The sequence below is a fragment of the Streptomyces sp. 35G-GA-8 genome (assembly GCF_023534745.1).
Lineage (GTDB): Bacteria > Actinomycetota > Actinomycetes > Streptomycetales > Streptomycetaceae > Streptomyces.
The window spans coordinates 234,207-254,510 of the sequence record NZ_JAMHJQ010000003.1; the positions used below are offsets into that span (position 1 = coordinate 234,207).

Annotated in this window: 6 protein-coding genes; all 6 read left to right on the plus strand. The window is 71.3% G+C overall.

The window, feature by feature from the left end:
• The first annotated feature begins 20 nt into the window (after positions 1 to 20).
• The 6 genes from M1203_RS07560 (at position 21) to M1203_RS07585 (ending at position 20,301) form a co-directional block, all read left to right on the plus strand.
• Positions 21 to 866, plus strand: a complete 846-nt coding sequence (locus M1203_RS07560) for an LLM class F420-dependent oxidoreductase (RefSeq protein WP_249948742.1) — start codon at positions 21 to 23, stop codon at positions 864 to 866.
• A 473-nt stretch (positions 867 to 1,339) separates the two neighbouring features.
• Positions 1,340 to 3,385 (plus strand): AfsR/SARP family transcriptional regulator, encoded by a 2,046-nt coding sequence (locus M1203_RS07565; RefSeq protein WP_249948743.1) that lies wholly within the window; start codon positions 1,340 to 1,342, stop codon positions 3,383 to 3,385.
• Between the two features lie 153 nt (positions 3,386 to 3,538).
• Positions 3,539 to 8,305, plus strand: a complete 4,767-nt coding sequence (locus M1203_RS07570; RefSeq protein WP_308404840.1) for a polyketide synthase — start codon at positions 3,539 to 3,541, stop codon at positions 8,303 to 8,305.
• 85 nt (positions 8,306 to 8,390) lie between these two features.
• Positions 8,391 to 12,584, plus strand: a complete 4,194-nt coding sequence (locus M1203_RS07575) for an SDR family NAD(P)-dependent oxidoreductase (protein WP_374402532.1) — start codon at positions 8,391 to 8,393, stop codon at positions 12,582 to 12,584.
• 62 nt (positions 12,585 to 12,646) lie between these two features.
• Positions 12,647 to 16,858, plus strand: coding sequence for an amino acid adenylation domain-containing protein (locus tag M1203_RS07580; RefSeq protein ID WP_249948745.1), 4,212 nt, complete (start codon positions 12,647 to 12,649; stop codon positions 16,856 to 16,858).
• Between the two features lie 32 nt (positions 16,859 to 16,890).
• Complete coding sequence (locus tag M1203_RS07585; protein WP_249948746.1) at positions 16,891 to 20,301, plus strand: amino acid adenylation domain-containing protein; 3,411 nt, start codon at positions 16,891 to 16,893, stop codon at positions 20,299 to 20,301.
• Positions 20,302 to 20,304: the final 3 nt, after the last annotated feature.

Sequence of the window (20,304 nt, forward strand, 5' to 3'; positions counted from 1 at the left end):
ACTCGATGTGGGGAGAGCGTGTGAAGTTCGGTGTGTCGGCCCTCGTGACCGACGAGGGAATCGGGCCCGCGGAATTGGGCCGGGCCTTGGAGGAGCGCGGATTCGAGTCGCTGTTCGTCGGCGAGCACACCCACATTCCGGTGAAGCGGGAGACCCCGTGGCCGGGCGGTGGGGAACTGGGCCGGGATCTCTACCGCACCCTGGACCCCGTCGTGTCGCTCACCGCGGCCGCGGTGGCCACGGAGCGGCTGATCGTGGGCGGCGGGGTGTTCCAGGTCACCCAGCGCGATCCGATCACCTTGGCCAAGGAGATCGCCTCGCTCGATCTTGTGTCGGGTGGCCGCGCGGCCGTGGGCGTGGGCGCGGGCTGGAACCGCGAGGAGATCCGCAATCACGGCACCGACCCGAGGACGCGCATGGCGCTGCTGCGTGAGCGCGTACTCGCCATGAAGGCCCTCTGGACCCAGGAGGAGGCGGAGTTCCACGGCGACTTCGTCTCCTTCGACCCGGTGTTCTCCTGGCCCAAGCCGGTGCAGCGTCCGCATCCGCCGATCATGGTCGGGGGCAACCATCCCGCGGCCGTCGAACGAGTCCTGGACTTCGGTGACGACTGGGGGCTCATCTGGCTGCCGATGATGCTTGAGGGGGAAGGCAGTCTCGGGGATCTCGTGGCCGACTTCCGACGGCGTGCGCTGGACAAGGGCCGTGGCTACATTCCGGTGACGGCGTATCAGGTGCCGGCGGACGCCAAGGTGGTCGAGTCGATCGTGGCGGCGGGCGCGGACCGGATCCTCTTCACCCTGGACACCGCTCCGGAGGCGGACACACTGCGGAGCCTCGACGCGATGGCGCGGCTGATCGGGTAGGTCCTGTCCGCCGGACAGGACCTGGCGGCCGCGGCCGGCGCGTCCCGGCCTCGCGCGCGGCCCGCGGAGGCTCGCGAAGGAAAGAGCGGAGGGCACGGGCCCTCCGGTGATCAGGTGAGCGTTGACGCCACATGGTGACCGGGGGACCGTGCCCGCTGTCGTTCTCCGCCGCTGTCGTGGCCCGCCGCCAGGACGCGTCCGGACCCGGGGTCCCTCGCGGTGTGGTCCGCCCCCTTGCGCACGGAGGTGCGCGTTGAGCAATGTCAGCGGTGACAGCTGTTCGAGCGATGGATACGTTGTTCTAATCTGCGGGACGTCAGTGGTAACTGTGTCTCATCGTGACGGTTGTGGACGGAACGGGGCTCCATCGAAGGCGGAAGATCCGCGGGGCGGGACACAGCTCTTCACCCCGTGAGCCAGAGCGCTGCAAAGGGTTGCCGGGAGACCGGCGGCCGTGTTCGACGAGGGGGAACATGCGGCTGGAACTGTTGGGGTCAGTGAGGGCTTGGTGCGACGGAGCGGAAGTCCTGCTCGGGCCACCGAAGCAGCGCGCGGTGGTCGGAGTCCTCGCGAGCCGCGTCAACGAGATCGTGGGCGTCGAGGAGATCGTCGACGCGGTGTGGGGCAGCGCTGTTCCGCAGACCGCGGTCAACGGTGTGCACACCTACGTCGCCGGGCTGCGCAGAGCGCTCGAACCCGGCCGCGGACGCCGTGCGTCGGGCGGTGTGCTCACCTCCTCCGGGGGTGGTTACGCCCTGTGCCTCGACCCCGATCACGTCGACGTCGCGCTGTTCGAGCGGCACCACGCGGCGGCCCGGCGCCTGCACGGCCTGGGCCAACCCCAGGAAGCGTTACGGGAGTTCGACGCGGCGCTGGGGTTATGGCGGGGCGACGCCACCGCGTACGCCAACGTCCCCGGGCCGTTCGCCGAGATGGAGCGCACCCGGCTCGCGGAGCTGCGCCTGACCGCCGTCGAGGAGTGGGCCGCCGACATGCTCGCCGTGGGCCGGCACGCCGAGGCCGTCCCCATGCTCTCCAACCTGGTCGCCAGGGAACCGCTGCGGGAACGTCTGCGCTGGTTCCTGATGCTCAGCCTGTACCGCGGCGGGCGCCGGGCGCACGCCCTGGGGGTGTACCGGGAGACCCGACGCCTGCTCAATGAGGAACTGGGCCTGGAGCCGGGGACCGAACTCCAGGCCCTGCACGCCAAGATCCTCGCCGGACACCCGGACCTCGTCTCGCGGGTGACGGACATCGCGGCCATACGTGAGGGCCGGGGGACCGCCGCCCCCGCCAAGGCCGCGCCCGTCGATCCGGTACCGGCCGTGCGCCCCGCTCAACTTCCCTACAGCGCACGCGGTTTCGTCGGTCGCACGGAGGAGCTGGCGCAGCTGGAGGCCCTCACCGCCCAGGGCGGCGGGCGGCCCGAGATGCGCCCGACGCTGGTGGTCATCGAAGGAGCCCCGGGCGTCGGCAAGTCGACACTCGCGCTGCACGCGGCCCGCCAGCTCGGCGACCGGTTCCCGGACGGCCAGCTCTATGTGGACATGTACGGTGCGGCCTCGCGGCAGAGAACGCTGAGTGCCATGGACGCCCTGGCGCAACTGCTGGGCAGTCTGGGCGTGGCGAAGTCCCGTCTTCCCGACGACCTCGCGGGACGCGCGACGCTGTACCGCAGCCTGCTCCACGGCAAGCGGGTGCTCGTGGTGCTGGACGACGCCGTCAACGCGGAGCAGGTACGACCGCTCATTCCCAGCGGGCAGGCGTGTGTCCTGGTCACCAGCCGGCGGGTGCAACGCGGACTGGTGGTGCGGGACGGTGCGTACCGCATCGCGCTCAAGCCCCTGTCGTCGGCCGAGTCCGTACGGCTGATCACCTATCTGATCGGTGCGGGGCGGGTCGAGGGGCAGTGGGAGGCCGCCGTCCGGCTCGCCGAGATGTGCGGGCGGCTGCCGCTCGCGCTGCGGATCGCCGCCGAGGGGCTGGCCGAGCATCCCCGGCTGACCTTGGCCGACATGGCGCAGCAGCACGCCGCGGAGGAGGGCCGCCTCGACCGTCTCGCCGTCGAGGACGATGTGGCGGCGAGTCTCCGGGCCGCCTACGCCGTGGCGTACGACGCTCTCCCGGCGGACGCGGCACGGCTCTTCCGTCTTCTCGGGCTCCACCACGGCGAGATGATCACCCCCGTCGTCGGTGCCGCACTGCTGGGCCGCGACCTCGCGTACGCGGAGCAGATGCTGGGCGTGCTCGCCGACTGCCATCTCCTGGAGGAGGCGGGCGAGGGCGCCTACCGCTTCCACAACCTGCTGGGCATTTACGCGGCCGAGTGCGCGGAACAGGAGCCCGCGCATCAGCGGTCGGCGGCCAGGGCGCGATTGCTGGACGCCGGACAATTCACCTCGAATTTAGCGCGGTCCTCGATACTGCCCTATCCGGAACCGGAGTTGGTCGGGGCGGCCGTGTGCCGGCGATCTCCGTATCGCGGTATTGACAAAACCCCCACGCGCAAAGCCGAGTAGAGCAATATCGGAGGTGCGTATCCAGGCGGCCTCTGCGAAAGTTTCCACCAGGTCAGGTGTTCGTGGACAGGGGGATTCGCCATGCGCGGTGGGGCAGGACGGCCAACGGATTCCACGCACTCCGCCGACCGGGATGTCCCGAGCGGAAAAGGCGTGGAGCGCGGAGTTCCAGGCGATTCGATCGCGGTCATCGGATGGGCGTGCCGACTTCCGGGGGCGGCGGATCCAGCAGCTTTCTGGCGACTGCTCGCCGATGGGGCGAGCGCCGTCTCCGAAATGCCGGAGGGGCGGACTCTACCGCCCCTTTCGGCGGGTGGCTCGTCTTCGGACCGAGGGCGCGCGACACCCATCGGGGGCTTTATCGAGCATGTCGACAGATTCGACGCGGATTTCTTTGGCATTTCTCCGGCGGAGGCGGCGGCAACCGATCCGCAACAACGGCTGATGCTGGAGCTCGCCTGGGAGTGTGTCGAGGACGCCCGGATCTCTCCCGTCGCACTCGAAGGCAGCGGCACGGGCGTCTTCGTGGGCGCCATGGCGGACGACTTCGCGAAACTCCGGGGCCGCCTGGGGGCGGACCGGATGACCCGGCACACCCTCGGCGGGACACAGCGCGGCCTCCTGGCGAACCGCGTCTCGCATACGTTGGGACTGCGCGGTCCCAGCCTCGCCGTCGACACCGGCCAGTCCTCTTCCCTCGTCGCCGTGCACCTGGCGTGCGAGAGCCTGCGCAGGGGCGAGTCGGACATGGCCCTCGCGGCCGGTGTCCACCTCATCGTCGATCCGGACAGCACCGTCTGCGTCGAGAAGTTCGGCGCGCTCTCCCCGGACGGCCGCTGCTTCACCTTCGACGCGCGTGCCAACGGGTACGTCCGCGGTGAGGGCGGGGTGGTGGTTCTGCTGAAGCCGCTGTCCCGCGCGCTGGCGGACGGCGACCCGGTGCACTGTGTCATCCGGGGCAGTGCGACGAACAACGACGGCGACACCGACGGCAGCCTGGCCGTACCGAGCGCCGCGGGTCAGGAGGCCGTGCTGCGGCGTGCCTGCGAGCACGCCGGTGTCGCCCCCGACACCGTGCAGTACGTCGAGCTGCACGGCACAGGCACCGCGGTGGGCGACCCGATCGAGGCGGCGGCCCTGGGCGCCGCCTACGGCAGCACGAGGGACCAGGAAAACCCGCTGCTGGTGGGCTCGGCCAAGACCAACATCGGCCACCTGGAGGGTGCGGCGGGCATCGCCGGTCTGCTGAAGGCGGGGCTCTGTATCGAGCACCGTCAGGTGCCCGCCAGTCTGAACTTCGAGACTCCCCATCCGCGCATTCCACTCGACACACTGCGCCTGAGCGTCGCCACCGGTCTTTCCTCCTGGCCGCGCGAGGAGCACCCGCTGTACGCGGGTGTCAGCTCCTTCGGTATGGGCGGCACCAACGCCCACGTCGTCCTCGCGGAGGCACCGGTGTCCGGCCGCGCCGACACCGCCGAACCCCGCGACACATCCCCGCAAGCGAGCCCGCGAGGGCCGCTGCCCTGGGTGATCTCCGGACGTGATGCCTCGGACATCGGCGAACAGGCCGCTCGGCTCAGGGAGTTCGTGAGCGGCAACCCCGGACTGAGCCCGGTCGACACCGGTTTCTCGCTGGCCACCACTCGGTCGCGCCGGCCGCACCGGGCCCTCGTCGTCGCTTCCGGCCGAGACGACTTCCTCGCGGGTCTGGACGCCCTCGCGCGGGGCACGCGGTCCGCCCGTACGGTACTGGGTCCGGCCGTCGGCCCGGCGGCCGGAACCGCGACGACCGCCTTCATGTTCTCGGGCCAGGGCGCGCAACGGCTCGGCGCCGGACGCGAACTGTACGAGACCTACCCGGCGTTCGCGGCGGCCTTCGACGAGATCCACGCCCACTTCGAGGGCCTGCTCGACCGGCCGCTGCGGGACGTGCTGTGGGCCGCGCCCGGCACGGCGGAGGCCGCCCTGCTCGACCGGACCGCCTACACCCAGCCGGCGCTCTTCGCCGTGTCGGTGGCGCTGTTCCGGCTGTTCGCGCACTGGGGCGTGACGCCCGGTCACCTGATCGGCCACTCCATCGGCGAACTCGCCGCCGCACACGCCGCCGGTGTGCTCTCCCTGCCCGACGCCTGCGCGCTGGTGGCGGCACGCGGAGCGCTGATGGACCGGCTGCCCGAGGGCGGCGCGATGGCGGCCGTCCAGGCGGGGGCCGACGAGGTCGAGCCGCTGCTGCGAGGGACCGGGGTCTCGATCGCCGCCGTCAACGGACCGGGCTCGGCGGTCGTCTCCGGCGACGGGGAGGCCGTCGCCGCCGTCGTGGCGTACTGGGCCTCACGTGGCCGCAAGACCAGCCGGCTCACGGTGAGCCACGCGTTCCACTCGGCACGGATGGAGCCGATGCTTGACGCCTTCAGGGCGGTCGCCGAAGGGCTGACCTTCCACGCCCCCGCGATCCCGGTGATCTCGAACGTGACCGGGCTGGTGGCCGACGGCATCGACACCCCGGACCACTGGGTCCGGCAGATACGCGGGACCGTGCGCTTCCACGACGGGCTGCGGACACTCCGCGACACAGGCTGCACCACCTATCTCGAACTCGGGCCGGACGCGGTGCTCGCGCCCCTGGCGCGTGACGCCCTCTCCGATCTGCGAGACGCGGCCTTCGTTCCCGCACTGCGCGACGGCAGACCCGAACCCGCCACCTTCGTCGGCGCGTTGGCCGCCGCGCACTCCCAAGGCTCTGACGTGGACTGGGCGGCCGTGTTCCCGGGCGGCCGGCGGATCGCCCTGCCCGGCTACGCCTTCCGGCGTCGCAGCCACTGGCCCGTCGACGCACCGGCGCCCGCACGGTCAGGGGCCGATCCGGCGACGGCCGATTCGGCGACGGCCGATTCGGCAACGGTCGATTCGGTGACCGCCGGGCCGAGGACCGCCGGGCCAACCGCCGGGCCGGCGACCGAGGGCCCGGCTACCGCCACTTCGCCCCGCGCGCAGGGTGTCCGGGACCGCCGCCGCCTGATGAGCCTCGTGCGGGACACGGTCGCGATGGTCCTGGGTTACGGGACCGACGACACCGTTGTCGCCACGCGCAGCTTCAAGGAACTGGGCTTCGACTCGCTGAGCGCGGTGGAGTTCCGCGACCGGCTCGGCGCCGAGTTGGATGTACGTCTCTCGCCGACCCTCACGTTCGACCACCCGACCCCCGAGGCCGTCGTCGCGCATCTCCACTCCCTGCTGACGGGGACAGCCGTGACTCATCGGGCTGAGCGGCGGCTTGTTGAGGTTGAGGGGCGTGTGCATGAGCCGGTGGCGGTGGTGGGTATGGGGTGTCGTTTTCCGGGGGGGGTGGTGTCGCCGGAGGGGTGGTGGGGGTTGGTGGCGGGTGGGGTGGATGCGGTGTCTGGTTTTCCGGTGGATCGTGGTTGGGATGTGGGGGGTCTTGTGCATCCTGATCCGGATCGTGTGGGGACGTCGTATGTGGGGCGGGGTGGGTTTGTTCGGGGGGTGGGGGATTTTGATGCGGGGTTTTTTGGTATTTCGCCGCGTGAGGCGGTGGCGATGGATCCTCAGCAGCGGTTGTTGTTGGAGACGTCGTGGGAGGCGGTGGAGCGGGCGGGTATTGATCCTTTGTCGTTGAGGGGGAGTAGGACGGGGGTTTTTGCTGGGGTTATTCATTCTGGGTATGGGCCGTTGTTGCATGAGGGGTCTGGTGGGGTTGAGGGGTTTTTGTTGACGGGGAATTCGGTGAGTGTTGCGTCGGGTCGTATTGCGTATGTGTTGGGTTTGGAGGGGCCGGCGTTGACGGTGGATACGGCGTGTTCGTCGTCGTTGGTGGCGTTGCATTTGGCGTGTGTGTCGTTGCGTCGGGGTGAGTGTGATGTGGCGTTGGCGGTGGGTGCGACGGTGATGCCGCATCCGGGGATGTTTGTGGAGTTCAGTCGTCAGCGGGGGTTGGCGGTGGATGGTCGGTGCAAGGCGTTTGGTGCGGGTGCTGATGGGACGGTGTGGGGTGAGGGTGCGGCGTCGTTGGTGTTGGAGCGGTTGAGTGATGCGGTGCGGTTGGGTCATCGGGTGTTGGGGGTGGTTGCGGGTTCTGCGGTGAATCAGGATGGGGCGAGTAATGGGTTGACGGCGCCGAGTGGTGGGGCGCAGGAGCGTGTGATTGCGGCGGCGTTGCGGGATGCGGGGGTTTCGGGGTCGTCGGTTGATGTGGTGGAGGGGCATGGGACGGGGACGGCGTTGGGTGATCCGATTGAGGCGGGTGCGGTGTTGGCTGCTTATGGTGGGGGTCGTGAGCGTCCTTTGTTGTTGGGGTCGTTGAAGTCGAATATTGGTCATACGCAGGCTGCGGCGGGGTTGGCTGGTGTGATCAAGATGGTGATGGGGATGCGGGCGGGGTTGGTGCCGGCGTCGTTGTATGCGGGTGTGTTGTCGGAGCATGTGGATTGGGGTTCTGGGCGGGTTGAGGTTCCGGGGGAGTTGGTGGAGTGGCCGGTGTCGGGTGGTCGGCGGCGTGCGGGTGTGTCGGCGTTCGGTATCAGTGGGACGAATGCGCATGTGATTGTGGAGGAGGCGCCGCCGGGGCCTGAGCCGGTGGTGTCCGGTGGTCCGGTGTCACTCTCCCCCGGCCGGGCGTCGGTGTCTGCTGGTCCGGTGGTGTGGTGTGTGTCGGCTGTGTCGGATGTGGCGTTGCGGGCGCAGGNAGGCCTGAAGGTGTGGTGGTGTCCGGTGGTCCGGTGTCACTCTCCCCCGGCCGGGTGTCGGTGTCTGCTGATCCGGCGTCGGTGTCGGTGTCGGTTGGTTCGGGGCCGGTGGTGTGGTGTGTGTCGGCTGTGTCGGATGTGGCGTTGCGGGCGCAGGCTGCGGGGTTGCGGGTGTTTTTGGAGGAGCGGCCGGAGGTGTCGCCTGNGGGCCTGAGCCGGTGGTGTCCGGTGGTCCGGTGTCACTCTCCCCCGGCCGGGCGTCGGTGTCTGCTGGTCCGGTGGTGTGGTGTGTGTCGGCTGTGTCGGATGTGGCGTTGCGGGCGCAGGCTGCGGGGTTGCGGGTGTTTTTGGAGGAGCGGCCGGAGGTGTCGCCTGCGGATGTGGGGTGGTCGTTGGCGACGACGCGTTCGTTGTTCGATCACCGGGCTGTGGTGGTGGGTGAGGACCGTACGGAACTCCTCACCGGACTCGAAGCACTCGCCCGGGGCGAGGAGGCCCCGCAACTGGTCCAGTCCGACCCGGGGCGCGGCAGGACCGCGTTCCTGTTCTCCGGACAGGGTGCGCAACGCCCGGGTATGGGTGCGGAGTTGTACCGCGCCTACCCCGTCTTCGCCGAGGCATTGGATGAGGTGTGCGGCCATCTCGACACACATCTCGACCGCCCCCTGCGAGAACTGATTTTCTCTTCCCCGGGATCCGACGAGGCGGAGCTGCTTCACCGCACGGCATACGCCCAGCCCGCTCTGTTCGCCCTGGAAACCGCCCTCTACCGGCTCGTCCGGTCCCTGGGTCCCGTTCCCGACTTCCTCATCGGCCACTCGGTGGGGGAGATCAGCGCCGCGCACGCCGCCGGAGTTCTGACACTCCCCGACGCATGCGCTCTTGTCGCCGCCCGTGCCCGGCTCATGGAGGCCGCGCCCGATTCCGGTGGCATGATCGCGATCGACATCGGCGAGGCGGAGATGCGCGGCTGCCTCGGCGAGTTCGACGGCAGTGCCACCATCGCCGCGGTCAACTCACCCCGGTCCGTGGTGATCTCGGGGGAGGACATGACCGTCGAGAAGGTCGCCGCCTACTGGGAGACACGGGGACGGCGGACCACTCGGCTGCGCGTGAGCCACGCTTTCCACTCCATGATGATGGACGGAGTCCTGGACGAGTTCCGCGCCGTGGCCGGGACCGTTTCCTTCAACGCGCCGGAGATACCTGTCATCTCCAATCTGACAGGCAGGCCCGCGGCCGCCGACGAGCTGCGCTCACCCGACTACTGGACCCGCCAACTCCGGGACGCCGTCCGGTTCATGGACGGGGTGAACAGTCTGTTCGAGGAGGGTGTGACCACCTTCCTCGAACTCGGTCCCGACGCCACCCTCACCGCTCTGGTCGAGGACTGCGTCACGGGCACCGGTCCCGCGCCGACCCTGACGTCCGTGCTCCGGCGGGAGAGGCCGGAGACACGCACGCTCGCGACGGCTCTCGCCGAGGCCCATGTCGCCAACACCACCGTCGCTCGCCCCAGCCTCGGCCATGACGCCGCGAGGGGCCAGGTCGACCTGCCCACGTACCCCTTCCAGCGCCGCCGCTACTGGCTGGAGGGCTCGGACACCGTCCGCAGGCCGGCCGGCGGGCGGGGCGGATCCCCGGACCATCCGCTGCTCGGCGCGGGCATCGACCTGGCCGTCACCAGCGACCGCTGGTTCACCCAGGAACTCTCCGCCGACCGGCCCTGGTTCGTCCGTGAGCACCGTGTCGCCGGGCGCTCCGTGCTGCCCGGCAGCGCGATGGTCGAGTGGGCACTGGCCGCCGTACGGTCCATGGCCCGTCCCGGGCCCGCCGCCTGGACGCTGCGGGACGTGACCTTCAACGAGTTCCTGCCGTTCCCGGACGACGGGACCTCGCTCACCGTGCAGGCCCTGGCCGAGGCGACCGGGAGCACGCACCGGGTGCGTTGCCTGAGCCGGCGGGCCGGGCACGGCACCCCGGCCGCACCCGCCGGAGACTGGACCGAACACGCCACCGTCGCGAGCGCCGGCCCCGGTGAGAGGCCCCGCCCGGCGCCCGCGGCCAGGCCCGGGCCGGACGCGGACATGACCGAGCCGGCCACCGGGAGTCTGTACGACTCCTTCCGGAGAATCGGCCTCGACTACGGTCCGGCCTATCGCGCGCTGCGCCGGGTCCGGGTCGACGGAGACCGCGCGCACGCGCTGATCGTCGCCGACGAAGCCACCCGCGACCGGGACACCTATCTGCTGCACCCGGTCGTACTCGACGCCTGCTTCCAACTGGTGGTGGCGTTCACCGCCGACGACGACACACTGCGCGTACCCGTCGCCGTCGACCGGATCGATGTCTACGGGCCGCTCCCGGCCCGGGTCGAGTGCCAGGCCCACCGGCGTGGCACGACGGCCCCCGGCGAGGTGTCGCTGGACCTGGAGGTGTCCTCGGAGGACGGGGAAGTCCTGGCGACCGTCGAGGGGTTGCGCTTCCGCGCGGTGCCCCGTTCCGTGCTCGGTGCGATGACGACCCCGGCTCCCCGCCGCTACGCGCTGACCTGGGAGCCCCGGCCCGACGCGCCGGGGACCGCGCTCGCCCCCCGTACGCGGACCGGCGGCTGGCTCGTGTGTGGAACCGACCCCGGGGCGACCGTCTCCTGGTGCGACCGGCTGGCCGCGCTCGGCATCGCGGCCACCGCCGTGGTCACCGGCGCCACCGCACCGCCCGCGGACTCCGGCGCCCTGCACGTGGACGCCGTCTCGGACAGCGACGTGCGGGCCATGCTCGACACCGTACGCGGCGACACGGACCAGCCCCTCGCCGGACTGATCCTCCTCGCGGAGCCCACCGACGCGGGAGCCGACGAGGTCGTCGAGGCCACATACCGGCTGGCCCACCGGACCACCACGCTGCTCGCCGGCTTCCTGCGGGCCTTCGCCGCCGGACGCCCCGAGATCGTCATCTGCTCGGCGGGTGCGGCGGTGCCGGACGGCGACAGCGCGGCTGCCGGTGGCGTGGCTGCCGGCGGCACGGGAGCCGACGGCCGGGCGCCCGAGCTCGCACCGTCCGTCCTGACCGCCCTGACCCGGTCGGTCATCGCCGAATACCCGGACCTGACCTGCGTACAGATCGATCTCGCCCCCGCGGCCCCGATGCCCGCCCCCGCCGAGATCCTCGACCAGGTGTCGGCGCTCGGCGGTTCGGGTCATCTCGCGGTGCGCGACGGACAGTGGTACGAGGCCCGCCTGCGCGACGAGGGACACGACGCGACTCCGACCGGCGGGACACCACGGACCACCGCACAGGATCCGGTGCTGGTCCGAGGCGGCGCCACCTATCTGATCACCGGCGGTCTGGGCGGCCTCGGTCTGGCCACCGCCCGCCATCTGGCCGGCAAGGGAGCGGAGTGCCTGCTGCTCGTCGGCCGTACGCTGCCCGCCGCGACACCGCCCGAGGTGGCGGCGCTGCGGGCGCGCGGGGTCCGGGTCGAACTCCGGGCCGTCGACGTGGCGGACACCGCCGGGGTCGAACGTGTCCTGGCGTACGCGCACAGCGAACTGCCGCCGCTGCGCGGGGTCGTGCACGCGGCCGGGATCAACGCCGAGGGCGTCCTGGAGCGCGCCGACTGGTCGGAGCTCAGCAGGGTGATGGACCCGAAGGTCAAGGGTGCCTGGAATCTGCATCGCCTCACACGGGATCTCGACCTCGACTTCTTCGTCCTCTACTCGGCCCTGGGAGCGCTGATCGGCCTGACCGGGCAGCCCGGCTATCTGATGGCGAACACCTTCCTGGACGCGCTCGCGGGCCACCGTCGGCGCCAAGGGCTGCCCGCCCTCAGCGTGGGCTGGGGAGCGTGGGCTGACACGGGCATGGCGGTCGACGGGGGCCTCGTGGAGCGGTTCGCGGACTCGGGCATCCACGGCATGCCGGCCGACGAGGCCCTGCGTGCCCTCGACCTCGTCTCCGCGGACGGACCCGCACACATCGCGCTGGCCGCCGTCGACTGGCGGCGGTACGTGGCCGCCGGCGGTCGACGGCTTCCGGACACGCTGCTCGGCGACATCGTGCCGCTCGGCCCGTCCTCGGCGGCCGACAGCGGGACGGGGACCGACACCGTGACGGCCACCGACAGCGGGCCCGGCCTGGCCGAACTGGTCCTCACCCGGCCCGAGGAGGCACACGAGGTCGCCCTCGACCAACTGCTCGACCTGGTGGCCGTGCTCCTCGGGATGTCCGCGAAGGAGCGGGACGCGTTGCGGCCCACCTTCCGTTACAAGCACCTCAACGAACTGGGCTTCGACTCACTGACCACGATCCGGCTCCGCAACCGGCTCCGCGCCGACTTCTCCGCCGATGTGCCGGCGGACTACCTCTTCGGAGGCGGTACGGCCCTGGAGATCGCCGGGCTGATCTGCCGGCAGCTGACGACCATGAGCGTGCTCGCCACCGACGACGACGTGCTGGACGACGGCGCGGAGACCGAGGTGCTGACGCTGTGACCGCCCCGGCACCACCTCGACTGCCCTATGACTCGTCAACTGGCGGACAAGGAGAAACCGCTGTGTCCGAAAGCGGATCCCATTCGGTCCCTTCCCTCCTCGACGACCTCGCCCGGGCCGGCATCAGACTGCGGCTCGCACCGGGGGACCGGATCGAGGTGATCGCCCCCAAGGGAGGGCTCACCGGCGATCTCCGGGAGCGGATCGGTCAGCTCAAGCGGGAGCTCATCGCCTGGCTCGACGGCGCCAGGACCCGCCGGGAGCAGGAGGCCGAGCTGCCCGTCGTGACACCGGACGAGCAGCGTCTCCACGAGCCGTTCGCCCCGTCGGACCTCCAGATGTCGTTCATCATGGGCGGCAGGGAGGGGTTCGAGTACTACGTACGGCCCCACCAGTACATGGAGTACGACCTCGCCGAGGCGGACCCCGGGCGCCTGGAGAAGGCGCTCAACCAGGAACTGGAGTTCCAGCGGCGGAATCTGGTCGTGGTCCGGGAGGATCTGCGGCTCCAGACGGTACGGGACCCGGGTCCCGCCCATATCGAGGTGTTCGACGTCCGTCACCTGGACGCGGCGCGGGCACAGGCGCACATCGAGCGGGTCCGCGACTCGATGACGCGACGGGAGCCCGTGCACGACCGCTGGCCCTGGGTGGACATGCGGCTCAGCCTGCTGCCGGACGACACCGCCAAGCTCCACTACAACAACAACAACCTCTTCAGCGACGCCCCGGCGACCCTGCGGTTCATCAGCGCCGTGCTGCGGCGCTACGAGAACCCCGGGGAGTCCCCGCCCGAACTGGAGATCAGCTATCGGGACTGTGTGCTCGCCCTGGCCGAGCTGGAGGAGTCCCCGCTCGGCCAGGCGTCGAAGAAGTACTGGACCGACCGGATCGCCGGCTGGCCCGCCGCACCGGAGATACCGCTCGCGGCCGGCGCCGACCCACGACGGCGCTCCCGGCTGGAACGCCGGGAACTGCTCTTCCCCGCCGACGTCTGGGCCTCGCTCAAGGAGAAGGCCGCCGCCCGCAATCTCACCACGACCAATGTGCTGTGCGGCGTCCACGCCGAGGTCCTGGCGTTCTGGAGCGGGTCGCGCCACTTCCTGCTCAACAACATGATCACCCACCGGCTCCCCCTGCATCCCCGGATGAGCGAGGTGTTCGGCAACTTCGCCTCCCTCTACCCGCTGGAGATCGACTGGCGGCACGAGGAGGGCTTCGAGGACCGGGTCCGCCGCCTCCAGGCGCAGGTGCTCTCCGACGTCGAACACATCTACTGGAGCGGTGTGAAGGTGCTCCAGGCGCTCAACCAGCACCGCCGCACCCCGGGCAAGGCCGTATGCCCGTACGCGGTCGGCAGCGCGCTGTTCGTCGGAGCGGCCGAACGTCCCGTGCACAGCCTGCTGGAAACCCCGCAGACACTCATCGACTGCGAGTTCTGGGATCTGCGGGACGGCAGTCTGTGGGTCATCTGGGACGTCATCGAGGACATGTTCCCGCCCGGACTCGTCGATGCCATGCAGGAGGCCTACCGCGACATCGTCATGCGGCTCGCCGAGAGCGACGAGGCATGGCGGGAACGCGCCTTCGACCCGCTCCCGGACGCGCAGCGCGCCCGGCGCGCGGCACTCAACGCCCCGTCCGGGCCGGTGCCCCCGGGACTGCTGCACGACTCCCTCGCCCGGCAGCGGGCCCGGCGTCCGGGCCGCCCCGCCGTGGTGACCGCCGACCGCACCCTCACCTACGACGCGCTCGCCGGATGCGCCGAGCGGATCGCCAGGACGCTCCGTGAGTCCGGTGTCATGCCCGGCGACCTCGTCGCCGTCGCGGCGCCGCCGGGCTGGGAGCAGATCGCGTCGGTGCTCGGCGTGCTGACCGCCGACGCGGCCTATGTGCCGGTCGACCCCGACTGGCCGCCGGACCGGCTCCGTTATCTGCTCCAGGACACCGGTGCCACCGCCGTCCTCACCAGCGGGGCCCGGCTGGAGGCGCTCACCGCGCTCACGGGCGTGCCCGTACTGGCCGTCGACCCACCGGAAGCCGGTGAGGCCGGACACGCCCGGGCGGCGGCGGCGCCGGAGACGACCCGGCGGCCGGGCGACCTCGCCTATGTCATCTACACATCGGGCTCCACGGGCCGCCCCAAGGGAGCGATGCTCGACCACCGCGGGCCGCTCAACACCGTCACCGAGATCAACCGCCGCTACGGCGTGACCTCCGACGACGTGCTCTTCGGCATCTCCTCGCTCTGGTTCGACCTGTCGGTCTACGACATCTTCGGCGCCCTGGACGCCGGCGCCGCGCTCGTGCTCGCCGAACCCGGCCGGCCCGACCCCGCCGCCTGGACCCGTACCGTACGGGAGCGGGGGGTCACGGTCTGGAACTCCGTGCCCGCCCTCATGCAGCTCTTCGTGGAGGAGGCCGAGGGAGCGGGACTGCGGTTCCCCGGACTGCGCACGGTCCTGCTGAGCGGCGACTGGATCCCGGTCGGACTCCCGGACCGGATCCGCGCGATCGCGCCCAACGCCCGGGTGATCAGCCTCGGCGGCGCCACCGAGGCATCGATCTGGTCCATCTGCTACCCCGTCGACCGGACCGACCCGGACTGGACGAGCATCCCCTACGGGAAACCGCTCGCCAACCAGAGCTGGCACATCCTCGACGAACTCGGCCGGGACGTCCCGGAGCGGGTCACGGGACAGCTCTTCATCGGCGGCGAGGGCGTCGCCCTCGGATATCTGGGGGACGCCGAGAAGACCGCGTCCGCCTTCGTGTCCCACCCCCTCACCGGCGAACGGCTGTACCGCACCGGCGACCTCGGGCGCCTTCTTCCCAGCGGAGACATCGAGTTCCTCGGCCGGATGGACTTCCAGGTGAAGATCCAGGGATTCCGCGTCGAACCGGGCGAGGTCGAGCACGCGCTGCTGGACCTCCCGGACATCGGGCAGGCGGCCGTCGTGGCACGCGGGACCGACTCCGGTAAACAACTGGCGGCCTTCGTGACGGCCAAGGAGGGCTGCCCCGCGCCGGTGCCGTCAGAGATACGGGCCGCCCTCACCGAGCGACTGGTCGGCTATATGGTGCCCAGCCATGTCGCCGTCCTCGAACGCCTGCCACTGACCTCGAACGGCAAACTGGACCGTACGGCCCTGGAGGCCCTGAGCCCGGCCGACATCGACGGCGGGTACCTCCCCGCCGAACCGGGGACCGCCACCGAACGCACCCTGGTGGACATCTGGCAGTCGGTTCTGGCGCGCGAGCCGATCGGGGTGCACGACGACTTCTTCGACCTGGGCGGCCAGTCCTTCACCGCGCTGCGGGTCATCGGACAGATCGTCCGCCGGCTGGGACACCGCGTCCCGCTGGGCACGCTGCTTGAGCGGCCCACCGTCGCCGGACTGGCCGACTGGCTCGACACCCGGCGGAGCGACTGGACTCCGCTGGTCCAGCTGCGGTCGTCCGACGGCGACGGGAATCCCTGGTTCTTCGTCCATCCGGCCGGCGGTAACGTGCTGTGCTACCGGTCGTTGGCCGAAGCACGCGACCGGCCGTTCTTCGCGTTCCAGGCACCGGGCCCCGCCACCGGCCAGGAGCCGGTGGACAGCGTGCCCGAGCTGGCCGCTCTCTACGTCGCGGCGCTGACGGACGTCCGGCCGCGAGGCCCGTACCGGATCGGCGGCTGGTCCTCGGGCGCCGTGATCGCGGCCGAGGTGGTCCGGCTGCTGGAGGCGCGCGGCGACCGGGTCGAGCGGCTGGCGGTGATCGACTCTCCCGCGCCGGTGGCGCCGCGCGCGAACGCCGACGAGACGCAACTGCTGCTCTGGTTCCTCGAAGACCTCGACATCGGCTTCGACCCGGGCGCCCCCGGCGCCGCGGAACTGGCCGGGCCCGAGGGACCCCCGGTGGCGGTACGGCTCGGCCGCGCGCTCGACGCGCTGCGTGACCGGGGCCTCCCCGACACCGGACTCGACCGGGATGAACTCGCCGACACCTTCGTGGTGTTCCGTGCCGTCGTGGAGGGCTGTGACCGCTACACCGCGTCGCCGGTCGCCGCCGACATCACGGTGCTGCGGGCCCGCGACGGCCAGGTCGGCGAGTTCGCCGGCCACCCCTTCGCGGCGGCCCCCGACTGGGGCTGGTCCGCGCTCACGACCGGTGCCGTGGACAGCCTGAGCGTTCCCGGCACCCACCACACACTGCTCGTCGGCGCGTCGGCGGACATCGTCGCCGACGCCCTGGACAGCACGCCGTACCGCGGGCGGCGGGCCCGGTGACCGCGTCGGCGCGAGACGGAGGAGGACCCACGGTGACGGTGACTCAGGAACTGCTCGGCGAACTGCGCACGCGCGGCATCAAGCTGCGGCTGACCGACGGCCGACTGGACGTGGTGGCCCCGGCCGGCGCGCTGACCGCGCGGCTGCGGGACGAACTGCGCGAGCGGCGCGACGATCTCGTCGCGATGCTCAGCGATGTGGCGGCGAGCCCGGACGAGGGCGCCGTCGTGCCCCGGCCCGCCGACCGCCACGAACCCTTCCCGCTCACCGACATCCAGCACGCCTACTGGGTCGGCCGCGGGTCCGCGGTCGAACTCGGCGGCGTCTCCACCCACATCTACTTCGAACTCGAACGCGCGGGGTTGGACCAGGACCGGCTGGAGACCAGTCTCCGGGCGGTCATCGCCCGCCACGACATGCTCCGCGCGGTCATCGGCCCCGACGGCACGCAGCGCGTTCTGCCGGAGGTCCCCGCGTACCGGATTCCCGTCGCCGATCTGCGCGGCCTGGTGACCGAGAAGCAGGAGCAGGAGATCCTGCGCACCCGGGACGAGATGGACCACCAGGTCCTGCCCGCCGACCGCTGGCCGCTGTTCGACATCCGCGCCTCCCGGCTCGGGGACGATCGTCTACGCCTCCACATCAGCCTCGACACCCTGATCCTCGACGGCTACAGCATGTATCTGCTGTTCCAGGACTGGCGCCGCTTCTACGAGGACGCCGACTGGTCGCCGGAGCCGCTGGACCTCTCCTACCGCGACCATGTGCTGGCCGAGGCGGCGGCGCAGGAGGGCCCCCGCTACCGGGCGGCGGAGAAGTACTGGCTCGACCGGCTGCCCGAGCTGCCGCCGGCGCCGGCCCTGCCGCTCGCCGTGCCGCCCGGCACGATCGGCCGGCCCGAGTTCGGCCATCGCGGCGGACGGCTGCCGGCCGCGCGGTGGACAGCCGTCAAGGAGTCCGCCCGGCGGTTCGGGGTCACCCCGTCCGCCGTGCTGATGACCGCCTACGCCGATGTGCTGCGGACCTGGTCGAGCGAGCCTGACTTCACACTCGACCTGACCCTGTTCAACCGCCCGCAGTCCCATCCGCGCATGGGCGAACTCATCGGCGACTTCACCTCCGTCACCCTCCTCGCGCTGCCGGCCGGCCAGGGCGAGGCGTTCGCCTCCCGGGTGCGGCGGCTCCAGCGGCGGCTCATGCGGGATCTGGAGCACCCCGAGTTCAGCGGTGTCCGGGTGTTGCGCGAACGGTCCCGCCGCCTGGGCGGCGGGCCCGGTGCCTCGATGCCGGTCGTCTTCACCAGCGCGCTGGTGCTGGGGACCGGCGGCGAGGACCCGTCGGAGGGCATCCGCTTCTTCGGGGACGAGATGTACGGCATCACCCAGACCCCCCAGGTGTGGCTGGACCATCAGGTGACCGAGGAGCGGGGCGACCTGCTGTTCAACTGGGACGCCGTCGAGGCGCTCTTCCCCGCCGGTCTCCTGGACGACATGTTCGACGCCTACCGCGCCACCCTGGACCGGCTCGCCACGGACCCCGGGGCGTGGACGGAGCCGGCGACAGCGCCCGCGCTGCCCGAGTGGCAGCTCGCGGAGCGCCGCGCCGCCAATGACACCGGTGCGCCGATCCCGCCCCGCACGCTCGGCGAACTCGTCGTGTCACGGGCCCGCACATGTCCCGACGCGACCGCGGTGATCGACGAGCACGGCGAGCACGGCTACCGCGAGGTCATGGCCGCCGCGGCGAGGCTGGCCCACCGGCTGGTCGAACTGGGCGCCACGCGGGACACGCTGATCGGTGTCGTACTCGACCGGGGCGTGGACCAGATCGTCGCCGTGCTCGCCGTCGCCCTCTCGGGCGCCGCGTATCTGCCGGTCAGCCCGGACTGGCCGACCGCACGGCGACGGCTGCTGCTGGAGCGCGGCGGGGCACGGATCGTGGTGACGGACCCCGAAGCACGCGACGAGCTCGACTGGCCGGCCGGCGTCCACCTCGTCACCGCGGCGGATCCCGAGGTGACCGCCGCGGGCACCGAACCCCCGGAGGTCGATGTCCGTCCGGACGACCTGGCCTACGTGATCTTCACCTCCGGGTCGACCGGACAGCCGAAGGGCGTGATGATCGACCATCAGGCCGCGGCCAACACCCTCCAGGACATGAACGAGCGGTTCGCGGTGGGTCCGGACGACCGGGTGCTCGCCCTGTCGTCGCTGAGCTTCGACCTCTCGGTCTACGACGTGTTCGGCGCGCTCGCGGCCGGAGCGGCGGTGGTCGTGCCGGCCCGCGGCCACGGGCACGATCCGCTGCACTGGGACGAACTGGTACGGCGCCACGGCGTGACGGTCTGGAACTCGGTCCCCGCCCTGATGCGGGCATGGACCGAGGCCCGCGCCACGGGAGGGAAGGACGGCGGGGGCGAGTCGAGTGTCCGGCTCGTCCTGCTCAGCGGCGACTGGATCCCCGTCACCCTTCCCGCCGCGGTCCGCGCGGGGCATCCCCGGGCGGAGGTGGTGAGCCTGGGAGGCGCCACGGAGGCGTCCATCTGGTCCGTGCACCATCCGATCGGGGACGTGCCACCGGAATGGACGCGGATCCCGTACGGCAAGCCCCTCGCCAACCAGACGCTGCACGTGCTCGACAAGCACCTCGAACCGTGCCCGGTGTGGACCACGGGGGAGATCTGCATCGGCGGGGTGGGCGTGGCCCGGGGCTACTGGGGCGCGCCCGAGCTGACCGCAGAGCGCTTCGTCGTCCATCCGCTGACCGGCGAACGGCTGTATCGGACCGGGGATCTCGGGCGCTATCTGCCGGGCGGGGACATCGACTTCCTCGGCCGCGCGGACTTCCAGGTGAAACTCAACGGATACCGCGTCGAGCTCGGCGAGATCGAGGCGGCGCTGCGCTCCGCCCCCGGCGTCGCCGACGCCCTGGTGGGGGTGGAGAGCAACCCGGCGACCGGCGGACGTCAGCTCGTCGCGCATCTCGTGGCCGAGGACGGGGCCGGCCCGCCCGCCGGTACGACCGGCACCGACCGTGCCGCGGGCGTCCGCGCCGCCGTCGAGGAACTGCTGCCGGGGTACATGGTTCCGCACCACTTCCTCTTCATCGACAGGGTGCCGCTCAGCGCCAACGGCAAGGTCGACCGGGGCGCTCTGCCCGCCCCGTGGGCCGAGCCGGCGTCGAAGGAGCAGACCGCCCCGCGCGACGAGCTGGAGGGCCGGCTGATGCGGATGTGGGCCGACGTGCTCGAACGGGACGACTTCGGTGTCGACGACAACTTCTTCGAGCTGGGCGGGGATTCACTGCACGCGGTACGCATCCTGACGGTGATCCGCCAGGAGATCGGTCTCGAACAGGACGCGGAGGACGACCTGGGGATGCTCTTCGACTTCCCCACCATCGCGGAACTCGCCCAGCGGCTCACCGGCCGACCGGAGCGGTGACGA

Bases quoted from the DNA above. Each gene is read 5' to 3' on its own strand.
- M1203_RS07565 (WP_249948743.1), top strand. From the start codon at position 1,340: ATGCGGCTGGAACTGTTGGGGTCAGTGAGGGCTTGGTGCGACGGAGCG.